16 protein-coding genes are annotated in these 17,906 nt (G+C 37.6%); 8 read left to right on the top strand and 8 right to left on the bottom strand.

The features are described from left to right. Positions 1 to 53 precede the first annotated feature (53 nt). The 5 genes from H4J52_RS18695 (at position 54) to H4J52_RS18680 (ending at position 4,686) form a co-directional block, all read left to right on the top strand. Positions 54 to 650, top strand: coding sequence for an ATP-binding cassette domain-containing protein (locus H4J52_RS18695; RefSeq protein WP_259367888.1), 597 nt, complete (start codon positions 54 to 56; stop codon positions 648 to 650). Positions 651 to 674: 24 nt separating this feature from the next. Next, positions 675 to 959, top strand: coding sequence for a hypothetical protein (locus tag H4J52_RS20185; RefSeq protein WP_259367887.1), 285 nt, complete (start codon positions 675 to 677; stop codon positions 957 to 959). Continuing rightward, complete coding sequence (locus tag H4J52_RS18690) at positions 959 to 2,491, top strand: hypothetical protein (RefSeq protein WP_182180879.1); 1,533 nt, start codon at positions 959 to 961, stop codon at positions 2,489 to 2,491. Before H4J52_RS20185 ends, H4J52_RS18690 begins: the two co-directional genes overlap by 1 nt. Before the next feature lie 288 nt (positions 2,492 to 2,779). Continuing rightward, positions 2,780 to 3,910 carry a methionine aminotransferase gene (locus tag H4J52_RS18685; protein ID WP_259366566.1) on the top strand — a complete coding sequence of 377 codons (1,131 nt, stop codon included), beginning with the start codon at positions 2,780 to 2,782 and terminating at the stop codon, positions 3,908 to 3,910. Continuing rightward, positions 3,898 to 4,686 carry an amidohydrolase gene (locus tag H4J52_RS18680; protein WP_182223863.1) on the top strand — a complete coding sequence of 263 codons (789 nt, stop codon included), beginning with the start codon at positions 3,898 to 3,900 and terminating at the stop codon, positions 4,684 to 4,686. The genes H4J52_RS18685 and H4J52_RS18680 overlap by 13 nt, the downstream gene beginning before the upstream one ends. A 143-nt stretch (positions 4,687 to 4,829) precedes the next feature. Here H4J52_RS18680 and H4J52_RS18675 read toward each other — a convergent pair whose 3' ends face one another. Next, the gene (locus tag H4J52_RS18675) at positions 4,830 to 6,140 is read right to left on the bottom strand and encodes a glycerophosphodiester phosphodiesterase family protein (protein WP_182225376.1); all 1,311 of its coding nucleotides are present in this window, start codon (positions 6,138 to 6,140) and stop codon (positions 4,830 to 4,832) included. 354 nt (positions 6,141 to 6,494) lie between these two features. On the opposite strand from H4J52_RS18675, the gene H4J52_RS18670 reads away from it, so the two are divergent. The 3 genes from H4J52_RS18670 to H4J52_RS18660 all read left to right on the top strand — a co-directional run bounded on the left by H4J52_RS18670 (position 6,495) and on the right by H4J52_RS18660 (position 10,911). Further along, entirely contained in the window at positions 6,495 to 7,154 is a 660-nt protein-coding gene (locus H4J52_RS18670) for a peptidylprolyl isomerase (protein ID WP_182180883.1), read from the top strand. A gap of 335 nt (positions 7,155 to 7,489) precedes the next feature. Next, entirely contained in the window at positions 7,490 to 9,154 is a 1,665-nt protein-coding gene (locus tag H4J52_RS18665) for a M14 family zinc carboxypeptidase (RefSeq protein WP_182225375.1), read from the top strand. A 2-nt stretch (positions 9,155 to 9,156) separates the two neighbouring features. Next, a complete protein-coding gene (locus H4J52_RS18660; protein ID WP_182180885.1) occupies positions 9,157 to 10,911 on the top strand; it encodes a M14 family metallopeptidase in 1,755 nt (584 codons plus the stop codon). A gap of 81 nt (positions 10,912 to 10,992) precedes the next feature. Here H4J52_RS18660 and bla read toward each other — a convergent pair whose 3' ends face one another. The 7 genes from bla to H4J52_RS18630 form a co-directional block, all read right to left on the bottom strand. Then, the gene (gene bla / locus H4J52_RS18655) at positions 10,993 to 11,877 is read right to left on the bottom strand and encodes a class A beta-lactamase (RefSeq protein ID WP_182180886.1); all 885 of its coding nucleotides are present in this window, start codon (positions 11,875 to 11,877) and stop codon (positions 10,993 to 10,995) included. A gap of 193 nt (positions 11,878 to 12,070) precedes the next feature. Next, positions 12,071 to 13,294 carry a S41 family peptidase gene (locus H4J52_RS20325; RefSeq protein ID WP_182225374.1) on the bottom strand — a complete coding sequence of 408 codons (1,224 nt, stop codon included), beginning with the start codon at positions 13,292 to 13,294 and terminating at the stop codon, positions 12,071 to 12,073. A gap of 346 nt (positions 13,295 to 13,640) precedes the next feature. Continuing rightward, positions 13,641 to 14,096, bottom strand: coding sequence for a hypothetical protein (locus H4J52_RS18645; protein WP_182180888.1), 456 nt, complete (start codon positions 14,094 to 14,096; stop codon positions 13,641 to 13,643). A gap of 112 nt (positions 14,097 to 14,208) precedes the next feature. Further along, a complete protein-coding gene (locus tag H4J52_RS19725; protein WP_220460073.1) occupies positions 14,209 to 14,388 on the bottom strand; it encodes a hypothetical protein in 180 nt (59 codons plus the stop codon). A gap of 17 nt (positions 14,389 to 14,405) precedes the next feature. After that, positions 14,406 to 14,633, bottom strand: a complete 228-nt coding sequence (locus tag H4J52_RS19720) for a hypothetical protein (protein WP_220460659.1) — start codon at positions 14,631 to 14,633, stop codon at positions 14,406 to 14,408. 866 nt (positions 14,634 to 15,499) lie between these two features. Next, positions 15,500 to 15,799, bottom strand: coding sequence for a hypothetical protein (locus H4J52_RS18635; RefSeq protein WP_220460075.1), 300 nt, complete (start codon positions 15,797 to 15,799; stop codon positions 15,500 to 15,502). Positions 15,800 to 16,785: 986 nt separating this feature from the next. Then, entirely contained in the window at positions 16,786 to 17,784 is a 999-nt protein-coding gene (locus H4J52_RS18630) for a transposase (protein ID WP_182225373.1), read from the bottom strand. Between the last annotated feature and the right edge of the window lie 122 nt (positions 17,785 to 17,906).

The raw sequence follows: 17,906 nt of genomic DNA, 5'->3' as shown, positions 1-17,906 counted from the left end.
TTTGGCGTGATATTTGCTAAATTGATCTCATCTTAATGAGGAAGAGAACTATAATGCTATTGGATATTCAATCACTTAGTCATCAATACCAAGATGGCAAAAATGCAAAATTCGCCATAAAGTCGCTGTCATTAAACGTTGTACCTGGAATTTTAGGTTTGTTAGGTCCTAATGGTGCAGGAAAGTCTACCTTAATGCGTATTCTTGCAACGATCACAAAGCCTAGCCAAGGGAAAATTCTATGGCAAGGACAAAATATTATCAAGTCACCGCAGTTATTGCGTAACGAACTCGGTTACTTACCACAATATTTCGGTGTTTATGACCAGTTGTCAGGTACTGAGTTTTTGCAATATATGGCCGGGCTAAAGGGATTAAATGAATCTTTAGCCAAGCAAAAAATTGAAGATTTACTTAATAAACTCAATCTTACACATGCCGCACATTTACCATTAAAAGGCTATTCCGGTGGTATGAAACAACGTATTGGTATTGCACAAGCTTTACTCAATGATCCAAAGTTACTGATTATCGACGAGCCAACTGTTGGCTTAGATCCGCAAGAGCGTGCAAATTTTCGCCAGCTATTAACTGAGTTAGCCGATGATCGTTGCATTATATTTTCAACGCACATAGTAGCAGATGTTTAATCGATAGCCGACCGTATTGCTATTATGCAAGCGGGACAATTAATTCAGTCAGCAACGCCAAGCGCACTGCAAGATAAAGTAGCGAATAAGTGCTGGCACCTCACCTGCAATGTCAGTGAATTAAAAAAAGTTCAGCACGACTTTATTATTAGTCACAGCGTACGAAAAGAAAACAAGGTTGAATTAAACATTGTCGCTGACTATTGCCCTGCTGCTCGAGCAACGTCAAGAGCACCATCACTAGAAGATGCCTACCTGTACTTTACCAGTAATAAACGTGCTCAAACTGATCTGTCGAGGGCATGTTAATGAGTCAGTTATGGCAATGTATTCTCGCCGACTTTAAACAACGAACGCGCCAACAAAGTTTTGTTGTTACTTTGCTGGCAATGTCGGTATTAACCTTACTTTTTTTCCCTTCTCTAGATGATCAATATCAAACGCTAGTGGTCAATGGTTACCGAGGTATTTATAACAGTGCTTGGCTCGGTATTTGTTTGGCAATGTTAAACGTTTTATTTCTACCACTCATCTGTTTTTATCTGGTCAAGAATGGGCTTGAATTAGACCGACAATCAATGACCAGTGAGCTTATTGCAGCAACGCCTATTAACAAGCTCACTTTTTTATTTGCAAAATGGTGTACTAATGTACTCATTTTAGTTTCTATCGTGATGGTTATGTTGATCAGTTGTATTTTACTTCAGCTCTACTACGGAGAAAGCTATCAAATAGACCTTTGGGCGTTAGCCTGGCCACAATTAGTGTTTGTATTGCCAATGCTATTAGCGGTTGCTTCATTAGCGATAATGTTTGAAACAATTAAATGGCTTAAAAATGGCTTGGGTAATGTTGTTTATTTTTTCTTATGGACCGGTTCGATTATTCAATCCATTGAAAGTGTTTCAGGAATAGGCGCAATACTTTCTCAACTAGATACAGAGGTTGCAGAACGTTTTCCGCTACAACAAGGCTCAACACATATCGGCGTTACCATAGTCAATGAAGTAGAAACCGTTAACACTTTTATTTGGCAAGGCATAGAACCATCAATTTCGAACCTGTTGGGTATCATACCTTTACTGATTATTAGCTTGAGCTGCTTTATAATTGCAGTGATATTTTTTGATCGTTTTAGTCAACATTCACTTACCGAAAACAAACAGTCGTCAAAATTAGTTAACTTCTTAAACACACAAGTGATCAGCCGACTTGATATTCCTTTTTATTTGCTAACCAAGCATTACGCTTTTACACGTTTATTACGATTAGAGCTAAAATTATTACTCAAAGGCCATTCAACTTACTGGGTAATGGGACTTTTAACATTAAACATCATACAGTTGTTTATTAGTCAGCAATTATTGGTCAACGTATTTTTGCCGCTTTCATGGTTGTGGTGTGTTTTAGTCGTTTCGCAGCTCGGACAAATAGAGAAACAAGCGAATACTACCGAATTAATAACCTACAGTAAAAAGTCAGCAATACAGCAAAGTTTAGCCAGCTACTCTTCAGCATGGGTGTTATTGACAATGGCAAGTTTAGGAAGTGCACTTAGATTTGCGGCAATGTCCGAGTGGCTGTTAATCATTCAATTAATTATAGCTATTTCATTTACCGTATCACTTGCCTATTTTTGTGGTGCATTTACTGGCACAAAACGTATGTTTGAAGTGCTATACCCAGCAATTTGGTATGTGGGACCGATTCAAGCAGCGTTATATCTAGACTTTTTTGGTGTTAATAGCCAAGTAAGTTGGCAAGCAGAAACACCTTACTATTTTCTCGCCATTTCAATAGCTTTACTTGTCTTAACGGTGAGGAATAAAAGTGTGCGTTAATTATGTCGCGCTTTAACCATGTTAACCTGTTAGTTCTTTTATTAATTTAAGCCCCTTTAGAAGGCACTTAATATTTAAACATGATAACGATTGAACTCGTCAGCTGTTAGCCTTAACATTCGGTTGATGCGTTCAATGCCTATTCAAATTAAAACTATCGCCTCTTGAACAATGCTAACTTAAACACTGACCACCGAAACATATTCACCTAAGAAATCAAGGGAGCCATTTGTGCCATCTTCTTTTACCCGTAAACTGCCCAACGTAGATACCAGTATTTTCACTGAGATGTCGATGATGGCAAATCAACACCAAGCCATAAATTTATCTCAAGGCTTTCCTGAGTTTGACACGCCTGCTTTTTTAAAAGATAAAATTAATCAGGCGATCAATGAAGGAAAAAATCAATACTCCCCTTCAAACGGTTTGCCCGATTTATTAACGCAAATTGCAGAAATGGTACATAGGCAATATCAATCGCATTTAACTGATGAAAAAAAACTCAATGGTCTAAACAATATTACCATTACCTCAGGTGCTACCGAGGCATTATGGGTTGCGATTCAAACGCTGATCAGCCCAAATGATGAAGTAATTATTTTCGATCCCGCCTACGACTCTTATGAACCAGCGATTGAACTTGCCGGAGGCACGTGTCGACATATTGCACTTGCTGCGCCAAGTTATGCCATAAATTGGCTATTAGTTGAACAAACGATTAATACAAAAACACGTGCCATTATTATTAATAGCCCACACAACCCAACAGGTTCAATATTAAACGCATCTGATTTACGTACGCTACAAGCTTTGGTTGAGAAGTACGATTTATATGTCATTAGCGACGAAGTTTACGAACACATGACCTTTGATGGTTTACGCCATGAGAGTGTTTTACGTTACCCTGATTTATTTAAACGTGCCTTTGTTGTTTCTAGCTTTGGTAAAACCTTTCATTGTACTGGTTGGAAAATGGGCTATTGCGCCGCACCCGCTGAACTTACAGCCGAATTTAGAAAAATTCATCAGTACGTTACCTTTTGCTCATTCACGCCAGCACAAATTGCTATTGCACAAATGTTGAAAGAACAACCATCACATATCACTGCGTTAGCCAGTTTCTATCAGCAAAAAAGAGATTTACTCATAAAAGCCTTAAAAGACTCTCGCTTTACCCTGCTTCCATCAAAAGGCACTTACTTCTTATTACTAGATTATTCAGCTATATCAACGTTAAATGATCGTGATTTTTGTATATGGTTAACCAAAGAAATAGGCGTTGCGGCTATTCCACTGAGTCCGCTTTATCCCGCAGAACATAGGGAAGCTTATCATCAAGAGCATAAAGTGATACGACTGTGTTTTGCTAAAAATGACGAAACCTTACTAAAAGCCGCAGGAATATTATGTCAACTTTAACCATAGCCGCAGTACAGTTTAATATTCATTGGTTAGACCAACAAGCCAATTTAAAGCAATTAGAACAGCTGATCCGCGATCACTTTATTGACAATACGGCTGTCGACTTATTATTACTCCCAGAAACATTTTCAACCGGTTTTTGTATCAACAGAGAAGACGTGCAAGAACCAGAAGATGGTGGCATGGCTTTAGTCTGGTTAAAAAAAATGGCAAAGCAATACAACTGTGTCGTCGCGGGTACGGTGTTAGTGAGCCAACACGATAAAAAGGTCAATCGTTTTTATTGGGTGTTTGCTGATGGAACCGTTGAACATTATGATAAACGTCATCTTTTTCGTTTAGGTAAAGAGCAAGACCATGTAGAACAGGGCCAAAACAGAAAAGTGATCACGATTAACGGCATAAAAATACTGCCATTAGTTTGTTATGACTTACGCTTTCCTGTTTGGTCGAGAAACCGTCAAGACTATGATTTAATGGTTAATGTTGCTAATTGGCCGGCCCCACGACGTCATATTTGGGACACGTTATTAAAAGCACGTGCAATGGAAAATCAAAGCTTTGTTGTGGGGGTTAATCGCGTTGGTGCAGACGGCAATAATGTTCCTCACTCAGGTGGAACAACCATCATTAATTTTGACGGTGAAAACATACTTAGTGCCACTGATAATCAACAAAAAATCATTGCCACACAGCTTGATTTTAGCAAACTTGAAAAATTTAAAGCTAACTTCCCTGCCTTTTTAGATGCGGATGAATTTGAGCTGAAATAGATACGTCTAAAGAGTCTGTTAGATTTACTCTATGCTGTTGAGTCTCTGAATAAAAATAGCGTTTAGCGCGTAATCCAGCATAAATTATAACAATGAATACTGAAATTCGTATTCATTGTTATAAAGTTTTTTCGTTATTCCCTTTACTCTTTATCAAGCCCCATACAATTAGCGTAATAAGTAACCGTTGCTGGCCAATCAGAAAACACACCAACAACACCTACATCCTTTGCTAAAACATCTAACAATATAAGTACATCACCTTCGTTATTTATTGCGTCGGATATACTTTGATAATACCACCCACCACCATTGGCTAATAAGCCTGAACGTTCAAGCGACCATGCAATAATGTTAAGTTCAGCGGCTTTAGCTGCTTTAGCATATTCAGAAGGTATAATTTCACCTGCTGAATTTAAGGTCACCAACATCCATAAAGGTGGCGCTATATACTCAACACCTTGGCTTTTTAACTGGTCCATACTTGGGGTCCAAGTTTCTGGATTTTGCGGATCAAAACCAGCCTCACTATTTCTACCATCAAGAAATACCGCTTGTTTAGCAAACGCTGAGTCATTCGCTATCCAATATTCAACATCTTTAAGATTAAATGATTGTGGGTACACTTGAGATGCTGGCACGCCAGCAACTATGTATTCGTCGAGCATTTTTTGCGCATAATCTGCTTGACTAAAGTTGTCAAAGGGCATTTGTACGCTAGCGGCCTTTAATTCAGGTGTCATTTTAACACCGGCATTTTTGAACATGGCGATACTTTCAGCATGCGTTATTAATGTTCCTGTACCTGAGTAAAGGTCAGTACGCCAATCAGGTGTGCCTCGCATGTATTCTTCTACGGTAGTTGCTTGTAAGTTCGCACCATCCATCTTACCTTTAAGTGCTTTAAATTGGGCAAGCGTAATATCACTTGTACAGCATTTGGCGGTAGCTAATGCGCCATTGGCTAGGTCTGCCGGAGAGAATGGCTGTGAACATTGAGCCGCGAGCTCTGGTATGGCTAGAATATTAGTTGTTGTGGCTAAATCACATTGAGAGTGACGACACACTAAGGCCTTGTCTGAGGTAAAGGTAACATCACATTCAACAATACCAGCACCAGAATCAATGGCAGCTTGATAAGACTCTTTGGTATGTTCTGGGAAGAGCATAGAAGCGCCACGATGTCCTATTGAGAAATCAGAACGGTAAAACGTATTATCTTTACACTGCTCAAGCTTAGTTTTTAATTCACTGTTTTTCATTTCATTAATTAAAAATAAGGGTCTTACCCCTACTTGAGCAACCACTTTAGCCGCGACTTTAGCTACGGCTTCGTTATTAAATTCAAGAGGAACTGCATCAACGGTATTATTGTCACTATTGCACCCTGTTTGAAAAAAAGCCGCCGTTAACGCCAGTAAAACCCAATGTTTTTTTGGAAAATAAGTTTGCATAACTGTTCCTTGTATTGACGCTTTATAAAATGAGTAACAAAATTTTTAAAATATAATTGAAGTTCGTGTCATGCTAGGTGAGTATTGTGGCAATTTAATGATGTATTTGTGACGAACTAACGCTAAAATTTTCCGTGGTAACAGGTATTTAACACCACTCTTTCATGATGTGTTATTGGGTTGTCATCGCGGTGTTACCCACTAAATATAAACATCAGCAATCAATTTCTTCTGAAATTATGCGTGTCAATATTGAAGATATTGACAACTAAAAGTTTAAAGTCACGCTTAATATCTGATAATATTTAATCAATTAACTCCTTTTAACTCATTGAAATAAAATAGACACTACCTATGAAAAATAATAAAAACATCATTGCTGGCCTTTTTATAATCATAACGCTAGCCGCTTGTAATCCCATAGATCCCGCCCTAAAAACGGCAGACAAATTTATAACAAAACAAACGTTAGATAAAACTGACCCTGCTTGGAAAACCACGTTACGTAAACCGCCACTACTTACCTTTACACCAGGTAAAGATTACTTTTGGGAATTGCAAACAAACCAAGGTAATTTGACTATCAAGCTTTTAACCGATTCTGCACCTATGCATGTTTCTAGTACTATTTATTTAACTAAACTGGGGTTCTATGACGAGTTAACTTTTCATCGTGTTATTCCTGGTTTTATGGCACAAGGTGGTGACCCTATGGGTAATGGTACTGGCAACCCTGGTTATAAATATGATGGCGAGTTTAAGAGCGACATAAGTCATAGTGAGGCGGGTATATTAAGCATGGCAAATTCAGGTCCAGGTACTGACGGTAGTCAGTTTTTTATTACTTTTTTACCTACGCCCTTTTTAGATGGTAAACATACTGTTTTTGGTAAAGTCGTCACAGATTTAGAGGGTAGCTTAGCTAAAATTGAAGCCTTAGGTAGCCGAGGAGGTAAAACTAAAGAAACGGTTAAAATTATTAAAGCATCAATCCGTATAGCAGACAGTAAATAAGATGACTTAAAAATATCTGAACAGCAACAAAGCGCCCCATTCTTTTTTACGAAAGGCGATATAAAACAAAAAGGCGCCCGCTATAACTAAGGTCTTTCAATACATTTACTCCTGCAAGTCAGGTTTATTATCTTCTACAGAGAGTAAACCTGACTCACCTTGTTTAATTTTTTAGACATTTTTGACGTTTAGCCTGAATATCTAACAAACCAGCTCATTTAAAGCACTTTTCTTTGAATTCATTGAATAAAATATATACTCTTTATGGATAATTTAAGTTCGCTTAAAAAATTATTATAACAACTCAGCGTTTTTTAACAGGAGCATACAAGTAAATGAAGCGACTACTCGCGTTATTCCTCATCTCTGGCAGTTGTGTTGGTCAAGACTATCTTAACCAATACACCAGTCATGCTGAGATGTTAGAACAGTTAAAACAACTGGGTGTAAAAACTCAGCAAATAGGGTCTTCTCGCTCGGGGAAATCGATAGTTGTGGCACAATTTGGCGATGAAAAGTCACCCGCTGTACTGGTTACCGGAAACGTTGATGGTGATTATTTGGTAGGTACTGAACTTGCTATGCGTCTTATTGAAGATCTAAAGTCAGGCAAAGTAGAGCGAAATGGCAAGAGTATATTTATTGTGCCAATGCCCAACCCCGACGCAACAAATTTTATGCTGGGTAAAAATGGCTATTCAACCACGTTTAATCATTTAGAAACAGATGACGACAACGACTTAAAGACAAATGAAGATGGCCCTAACGATCTCAACAACGATGGTTTTATTTCCCAACTTAGGATCACAGACCGTTCAGGTTTGTACAAACCCAGTGAACAAGCGCCAAATTTATTAGTTAAAGTAGACCCATTGAAAAACGAAGAAGGTCAATACCGAGTACTCAATGAAGGCAAAGATGACGACGGCGATGGCCAATTAGACGAAGACGGCTATGGCGGAGCAGCAATAAATAAAAATTTCACCTACAACTACGACTATTTTGGTGTTGGCTCTGGTGTTAATCAAGCATCTGAACCTGAAACACGTGCCTTGATTGATTTTGTGATCGATCATCAAAATATTTTGATAACGGTTAACTTTTCTAAATACGACAATCTGCATGAAAACTGGCCAGCCAAAAAAGTAATAGTCAGCGAATATAAACGCCCACTAGAAGCTTTCGATAAAATGCCTAAAGAAGATGTTGACAGTTATAAGTTATTTTCTAACTTATGGCTCGAAGATCATAAAGACTGGACAGTAAGCGCCAAAAACCGTGGACAAGGTACTTTTCACGACTGGGCCTATTTTCATGGTGGCAGGTGGTCTATAGCGACTAATGGTTGGAATTTCAAACAAATAACCATTGCAAAAACGAGTGAAGACAAAAATAAAAACGATACGGATGTTGCAGAAAATAAAGACGATAACAAAAAGAGTACAGACGCGAAAATCTCTGATACCAAAGAAAGCCGTTTGGTTGCTAATGCTAAAAGTAAAGGGCTTCAAGGCGCTGTAGTGCCGTGGACAAAAATAGCTCACCCCGACTTTGCTGATGAGCAAGTAGAAGTGGGCGGATTTCGACTTGCCTACTTGAACAACCCTGATGTTGCTGTTTTTGCCCAGACGAAGAGTTCAGAATACGTTACTTCATTAACCACGTTATTTCCTAAACTTAAAGTCAGTCAAAGCGTTGAAAAGCTCGGCAACGATCTTTACCGAGTCACCTTAAAAATCAAAAATACTGGCAAACTGCCAACACAAAGTGCAATGGGAAAGCTAACGCGCTGGATGCTACCAGTAAGAGTTCAATGGAATTTACCTAAAGAAAACTTTATTGGCGGTTCCAAGCGGACATTATTAGCGCCTATTGAGGCTCATGGCGGACAACAAGAAATCAAATGGCTGATCAACACCAAAGGGCATCGTAATGCCTCATTTGAAATATCTTCACCGGTCATCGATGCAGTAAAACAAACCGTTAAGTTTGGAGCTTAATTATGAAAAAAATAGTGCTCATCGGTATTTTAACCGTCACGGCTTTATTAAATGTAACGGCACAAGCCGCAGATAAACTTACCGGTTTACAAGCGTTAGGTGCCCCTCTAGACCCTAAAGTAGATATACGTTGGAATCGTTTTTACGACTCAGAAAGTACGATAAAAATACTTAAAAAAATAAATAAAGCCTACCCAAAACTTACGCGACTGGCCTCTATTGGTCAGTCCTTTGAAGGGCGTGATATTTTTGTTATCAAGATCACCAATTACAACAACGGCGATGATACAACAAAACCTGCAATGTATATTGATGGCAATATTCATTCTAATGAAATTCAAGGAACAGAAGTCTCTCTTTATACCGCTTGGTTCTTAACGGAAAGCTACGGTAAAGTGAAATGGATAACCGAACTGCTTAACGACAAAGCCTTCTATATAGTGCCAACCATAAACCCTGACGGACGTGATTGGTTTATGAATGAAGCAAATACCGCGCACTCTCCTCGCTCTGGCATGGTTCCCACTGACAACGACCTTGACGGTGAAATAGATGAAGACGGTCCAGAAGATCTCAATAATGATGGCCACATTACTAGCATGCGTATCAAAGATACGGTACGTGGTACGCATAAAGAAGACGAAAAATACCCCGGCTTAATGGTGCGTGTTGCTGAAGGTCAAACGGGCGATTATCGTATGTTAGGCGCTGAAGGATATGACAACGATGGTGATGGCCGTGTAAACGAAGATGGCAAAGGGGTTTACGAATATGATCCTAATCGTGACTGGGCAAATGAATGGGAGCCTGCTTATATTCAAAGAGGTGCACGTCGTTATCCTTTTTCATTAAAAGAAACCAGTGCCGTTGCGAAATTTGTTAAAGCTCACCGTAACATTGCTGCCGCTCAAAGTTACCACAATGCTGGCGGTATGATTTTACGTGGCCCCGGTAAAGCAAATAACAAATACACTCGTTCTGATATTGGCGTATACGACTTTATTGCCAACCAAGGTGAACAAATATTGCCAAATTATCGCTATCTTGTTGCTTGGAAAGATCTCTATCAAGTTTACGGTGGTGAGTTTGACTGGTTTTATGGCAACAATGGCATAATGGCATTTACCAATGAACTGTGGACTTCTGCTAACATGTTTCGCCCAAACGACAAAACACGCGACAAATTGGGTAATCAAAATCATAATTTCAACACGCATCTTTTATTTGGTGATGCGTTTGTGCCTTGGACTAAAGTAAAGCACCCTATTTATGGTGATATTGAAGTAGGCGGTTTTAAGAAAAATTTTGGTAGAACACCCCCCTCTTTTCTTTTAGAGGAAGAAGCACACCGAAATATGGCCTTTACCTTATTTCATGCCTACCATATGCCACAACTAAAAGTGACACGTTCGTCAACACGTAAGCTCAGTAACGGTTTGTATGAGATCACGGCTAACATTGCAAATGAAAGAGCAATACCGACACGCTTGTCACAAGATGTTAATAACAACCTGTCTTTTGAAGACCGTATATCTATAGTATCTAAAGACTTTAAAATATTAAGTGGGTTAACGGTCATTAGTGAGGGGGCGAACACGCATACTGACCACGACTTAAACCCAGCGACAATTAAAGTAGCAACTATTGCTGGGCATTCAACAACCGTCGTTAAGTGGATTGTTGATGGCAAAGGCAGTTACCAGGTAACAGTAGACTCAGAAAAAGGAGGGAAAGACAGCAAAACCTTTACTTTCTAGCCATAACGCTGACTAGGTAACGTTAATTAATAAACCGGCCTATGCCGGTTTTTTAATAAATGTTCACAAATTCTTTAGCGTTTATTTACGATAAACAGCGAATATTGCTTTGCCTATATCCGCAATGGCTTTATTACGTTGGGCGAAAGTGGCATCGGTCTGCGTTAAATAAATACTAATAATTAGCGGTGTTCGTTTATCAGACCAAACAACAGCGGTAATTCCTCTGGAACCAAAGCCCCCAGAGCCTGAACGGTCTGCAATGAACCAATGTTCAGGGAGTACCGACCGCAATAAACTCCCCGTAACTTTGTTATCTATCATCCATTGCTTGAGTTGCACTTTTGAATCTCGAGATAATACATCACCAAATAATAAGGTATGCAAACTTTTCACCATTGCATTTGGGGTTGTGGTATCTCTTTTATCGCCATCAAGTGCTTCATTTAATTCAGGTTCAATTCTATCTAACCGAGTGAATTCATCGCCAATAGCACGCATAAACTGCGTTAAAGCTTTGGGTCCATCAATACCTTTAAATACAATATTGGTCGCGGTATTGTCACTCATGATCATCGCTGCTGAGCATGCCTCCTTTAACGAGATTTTTTCACCAACAAGCTTTTTTGTTATCGGCGACCAATTAATCAAAGAATCTGTGGTTATAACGGTAGCAGTATCAAAAGATTGTAATCCTTTTTCAACATCAGCAAGTAATTTTGCGCAGGCAAGTACTTTAAATGTGCTCATTAATGGAAATTTAGTATTGCCATTATAATCCCATGAGTCATTGGCTTTTACATCATAAATAGAAACACCTATACGAGCGCCAAGCAGGTGTTCTTGTGCTTCTATTTGCTCTAAAATTGTATTAGCTCGAGCACTACCCGCCAACCCAATATGAATCAAGAAACTGAGTAAGAAAGCGTTGCAGATAGAAACTTGCGCTTTAAAAATAAAGGTCATTATCTTCACTCTCGTGTCTGCATATTCTTGTAGGGTTAAACACTTTTATTTACACAGTATTTTTCAAAGCTATTATCTGTGCAACTACGATTAACTAACTAGGTCAGTAACACGCTAAGTAATGGTTCGTGTAATTGACTAGGAACAAGCACAACCGCAGCTTGATCCGTGTAAGCAAGTTGTTATAAGCGGATTAATTCAATCCCACATCATGTATTATCCATTGCAATTGAGGGTCATTATTAGAAAGGTAATCATCAATTGAAACTTCAATGGCAACATCTGGGTATAACGCATCATTTTTGTCATTACCAAAATGATATAACCGCTTTGAATACGTTACCCCTAGTGTAGAATTTGGTAACGTGAATTGTCCCATATCTTGATATCCTGAAGGTTTAGCACCGGTAGGCTCCCCCACTAACTTTGCATTCAATAGTTGTGAGAATTGGGCGGCATTACTCATTGCAGCTGAGAAGGTAGCATGATCAATAAGAACATAAACGCCTGATTTCCAATCAATGCTATCCGCCAACACAAGCAGTTCAGCAAGTTTTAAACCGACAAAAAAATTACCTCCATAATTTTCTCTAAGATCTATTATCAACTTTTCTGACGCTTGTTCATTAATGAAAGAAAGTAAATCTTCAGCCAATGATCCCATGTTCGATATTGAGGTGTAACGACGAAACTTAACATAAATTATTTTTTTATTTTTTGACGCCCCAAACCAAAGATTGTCGTTTAATTTTTCCTCTACAGGAAATAAAGAGTAGTTTTCAATTGAGAGATAAGCGTTATATTCGTTTGAGTGATGAGATTTTAATTGCTGTTTTACTCGCTTTTCACCCACTTTAAATGTGAACCAAGCGTGATCTGTATCGTTAATAATCCCTAAGCCATTAAGCAGTTCAGCTTTGGGAATATACTCTGCTGCTCTTACTTGTGTTGAGTATTTGTTTTCAGAGAAAGGCGTGAGTTGAGAAAATAAAAGATAAATTTCTTCTGCTTGAATACCGTCAATTGTTTCAAGTTTAGCGCCAAGAAGGTGTTTAAAATCTTTTGTTGTTTTAATAACATAAAGCTTTCCTTGCATCATTTTTAATTGAATAGGAAAACTTTTTAGATTAGCTCCCCATAAAGGTAATGATGTATGCCCGTCGCCAATGCTGTGTGTTAACTTCATTAATTGAACTAAAATCTGATTGTTCGTTAACGTCGCTAAAGTGCTTTTCAGATGCATTATTTTTTTATTAAATGCTTGCTTGGAAATTGTATGATAAAGGTCTATGTGCTTCTCTGTTAGCCTTTGAGAGTAAACATCAAGATCATCTTGCCAGTTTTTAATCTCTAAATTGGTTAAGCCATAACAGTTTAACGAAAATATTGATAATAAAAATAAAAGGGGAAACCTCACACTATATTCCTTTAGCCATATAACAGCCATTAGTGGATAAAATCGCTGGCTAAAATGTATGCAGGCAGTAAAAGTAGCCCGCGATACTTTTAACACGTAAAATTTTTGTTAGGATTTTATGACAGCCAATCCCTGCAAGCTTATTGATGTTAGCCTTCGAAATAACACCAGCTATAATAATATGCATTGCAGAATTAACGACATACTCTATTTTGCACCTGCTCACTCATTTTTCACCACCCATTGGAAATACTTCACTGTAAAAACGGTGTTAGGTGTTTTGCTTAATGTTATATATACACACAACATGATAATTGCCAGTAGAGAAGACTATCACAGTACGTTGTTAAATATCATCCATGCGGTGAACGGCGTGCATAAGTTGTTGAGACTTTAGCTGTTGAAATTCAATTAAATTCTCAAGATGGGTTTTAACGGTTTCGCTTGAAACTAGCCCCTTAATAAGAAGTAACCACTCACTTAGCTGGAATCTTATTTCTGTGGTCATATCAAGCACAATATCAATACTCACATCTGGCTTTGCTTTAAAACTATTAATACGCGCTGATATCTGATGTTCAATATCCTCGTCAAGCCACGTACTGAGCACGCCAATAGATTCATCGCTAATTAATTTCTTAATGCCTTGAATATTCTCTGCCTGTTTCTCAATGACATAATGAAGAAAAATACGTGTTCGTTCATCTTTGGTGTTTTCTAAAAAACAGCTATATAAACCATTCAATTCTTGATTGATTTCCATTACATGTTCATATATTTCTTTTAATTGATGAAATCTCATTTGATGCTCCTTAACGTTATAATAAGCCTTATCGCTTTGTCGTAGCGTAGTTAAATCTTGACCTAAATTTAACCGTTTAAATTTGCGATAACATTTAATTAGTAGCTATATATTAAGATTTAAGCAAGTTTTGTAGGATGGGGTTTGTGGTTGTATACAACGTAGCAACACGCTTTGTCGTATCCATTGACTGCTTAATAGCAAAAGCCGCTAATGCTGACTCATGAAAGCCACTTAAAATTAAGTTTCTTTTACTTGGATAGTAGTTTAGGTCTCCAACAGCATAGTTCATTTCAAAGTTCCAATTAGCTATGGGTCCAATTTTGACGAGAGACCAAACATAACAAGTAAATGATCAACATCAACCGTTCTTTTTAAGCCTGAAGACCGAACAATAGGCTTGCTTAGTGAGTCTCCATCTTTCGTATAATCAAAGACCTGGCCGTTTAAAAATTGCATATCGTAACTTGTACATAGCTGCTCTATTTTATTAATACTCGCTGCAGATGCTCTAAAATTAGTACTTCTGTGAATCATCAGAACACTTTGTGCAATGGGCTGTAATATAAGTGCCCAATCAAAAGCGCTACCACCACCTTAAACAACAACATTTTTATCTTTATATAAAATTTTTTCTTTCACTTTATAAAAAGTTGACGGTTTTCAAACTCTTTTATTCCCTTCACTTTTAAACGAACGGGTTCAAAAGCGCCACTTCCTGTGGCAATAATTACTGACTTACATTCAAGTAAAATACCTTTTTCTGTTTTGATAAAACTAAATTTTATCTTTCTTTATGAATCTCTATAGCTTTTTTAACGCATCAGTTATCGATTCGCCTGAAGGCATAGGAATAGCAGGAATATCATAGATAGGTTTGTCTGAATAAAGTTATGAACACTAGCCCCCAAAGTTTCGAAATACTATCAACAACTACCGCTTTAAGGCCTTGTAAACCTAATTCAAATACTTAAAATATTCCAACAGGACCTGCATCAATAGATACATTTGTATGTACCTTATTGATACCCCTACGTAATGCATGTCAATTGCATGTTACTGACCATTTCACAAACGCCCGTATTTATTTTTTCACAGGGATTTATGCTGACAAAATGATTTTTAAAAAGAGAAACTAAAGCCAATTGACGACTTACCCCCATATTTTAAAGTCTACTCAACTTTTTGGGCTTGGCACATTTTAAAATATAATAATCCAGATTTATGTTTAAAAATATGTAGAGCACTAATAGGAAAACATATGCACTTAACTGGCCATACAGACTATAAAATGATAATTTTTATCTATCTTTCTTGCTCTTTTGGCAAAAAATAGCGTGCACAAAACAACTATTTTCTAGTAAAAGGAACGAACTGCAAGGAATAAAACTAGCGTGCCAGAATTAAGGCCCACCTAGCGTGATCCACTCGATTAGTTCGCTAGAGTTTTTCAAAGCGAACTGCCTTTTAATCAGCCTCCCAGATGTATCAAAGAGTAAAATCTCCGCAGCGCTGGCTTGGTGTTCAGCGATAAGCTGGTCTCCCTCTGGGGTGTTAATTTTGGCGATTAGAAAGAGAACTTGGTCACCAAGATCATCACGAGCTTTATTCATCTGTTCAGTCTGGCTTATGCTAACTACAAGGTTTGGATCATAGATAAACACTAGAGCCGGCAAGCCGGTTCCTATTTGCTCGTGAGTCATCTTAAAAGCTTTAGGAATCAACGTTACTGCAAATCCTATAAATATAAATATAAATATGATGACACCAATATAAATCCAAGGATTTCGACGAGTAGAGTTAAGGTTGTATTTTTCGTTGATAACTAATTTCTCTTTTTATTGTTGAAGCTATAACAGCTTATTAATACGCCTTTAAGATTAAAGCGCCGACAATTTTAACCACAATCTTTCACGCACCACATTTTTATAATATATTTAATAAGTTATCAGCAATTTTTGTTGTATTCAACATCGTATATAACTTTGCATAACAAGCCATGAAATATATGAGCCAACACATGGCTCGTTATGCATGCATTCCATCTAAATTAAAGGTAATAAAAACAATTTAATACCTTTAATTTGGAATAAACGAGCCTTAATAATATATTTAAATAACATGCCAATAAATTTGGTGAGTAATTCATTAGAAAACCTATGGCAAATAATTTATAGCTCATGCTTATAAAGCGTACAAAGAAGACGGTAGATTTTGTAATTTACATATGCTTTTTGATGTTTTAAGAAAAGAAATATACGGAAATTGGATCATAGTATCGTGCCTGCATATAAATTAGAACAACTTACTATTCAGGTTTGTAACCTTTAAATTCTTTTGTCTAAACTTTAAATACTTTGAGTAAAAAAGATAATACTCAATATATTGGTTTATAGTTAACAAATAAAAAGGCGAACCACTCCTGATTCGCCTTTCAATATTATTTACTTAGAGTTTCCAACTAGAGAGAATAGATTAGAAAGAATAGATTAGGACATCCATTAAGTTTAATAAAGAATAGACAATACATTACCTAAATAGCTTTGCGAAATACAGACGATGGTAGATATTGTGTTTTTCTATGAACTTATTAGGTTAATCTAGCTTGTGAAACGACAGACCAATGAATTTTACCCACACGAATACCAGCGAGATGCTGTTTAAGGGGATTTATAATATACTTAGGGTGTCAGTGAAATATTGCTGCTTGCTGTCGATGACCGCCAATCCATTGCTTACCTGTGTGGGCAGCAAAAGCATTAAGCTCTTCTAACGAGCCAACAGCTTGATGATATTTTTTACCAAAATGCTTGGCAAGTTGTAACCAATCGTCACTATTGATGCCTAAAGCCCTTAACAACGGGCATATTTTTTCATTAATCTTACCGCGCTTATCTGCTTTAATAATTTTTCCTGTTTCTTCTACTAGGGTTAAATAATCAAGGAGGGAGAACGCTATACCTTTAGGTGAATTTTTATGTTCCTTACCCATAAAACCCATTAAAGGTTTAGGGGTAAATGGTAATTTCACTTTGTTATTAATATAACTTGCTTTGTCATGAATGCGTTCAAAAATAGAGGTGTATTCTGCGGTTTGTACCGTATCTGCCATTTTCGCTCTTATGGGATTTAAGTCCACATAGGCCATACAGACAATTACTGCTTTTTCATCAAGCAGCGCTTGTGACTTAAACCGCCCTTCCCAGAATCTGCCTTTACAGTTATCTTCAGTATTGGCTTTACGGGCGATATATTCATTTAAGTTACGCATTAGCCAAGATAAATCACTTAAGCGACTTCGCCATTGATTGATAATCTCTTGCGCTTTATCAATTTCGGCTTGGCAACTGCTTTCTCCTTTATGTAATCGCTCAACTAATGGATGGCTATGATAAAGCTGCTGCCAACGCTGACAAACCTCATAGTCATTCCAAGCAAGTGCTTCACTTTCATCAATATACACAACAAGGTGATAGTGATTCGACATTACGGCATATGCCGCTACATCAATAGCAAAAATTGAGGTTAAAAAGCGAATACGGTCGACCATCCATTGCCTGCGGTGTTCAAAGTTTTGTTTAGTATAGTCATCTTCTCCGCATAAATAGGCACGGCGTACACAGCGAGAGATTAAGTGATAATAACGGGTATCTTGAAGGGATACTTGCTTACTGCGTGCTTGGGTCATGAAAAACACCTCTTTACTGCTGGTTATTTAACCATAGTAAAGCGGTGTGATTTAATCAATAAATTTTGGGTGTCCCAATATTTCATCCTCCAATATTTCATCCTTTCATCCTTTCATCCTTT

The sequence above is a fragment of the Colwellia sp. MB02u-14 genome, assembly GCF_014076915.1.
In the GTDB taxonomy this organism is placed as follows: domain Bacteria; phylum Pseudomonadota; class Gammaproteobacteria; order Enterobacterales; family Alteromonadaceae; genus Colwellia_A.
Note: the sequence above shows the minus strand (reverse complement) of the source record. Positions and strands in the feature narration are given on the sequence as shown.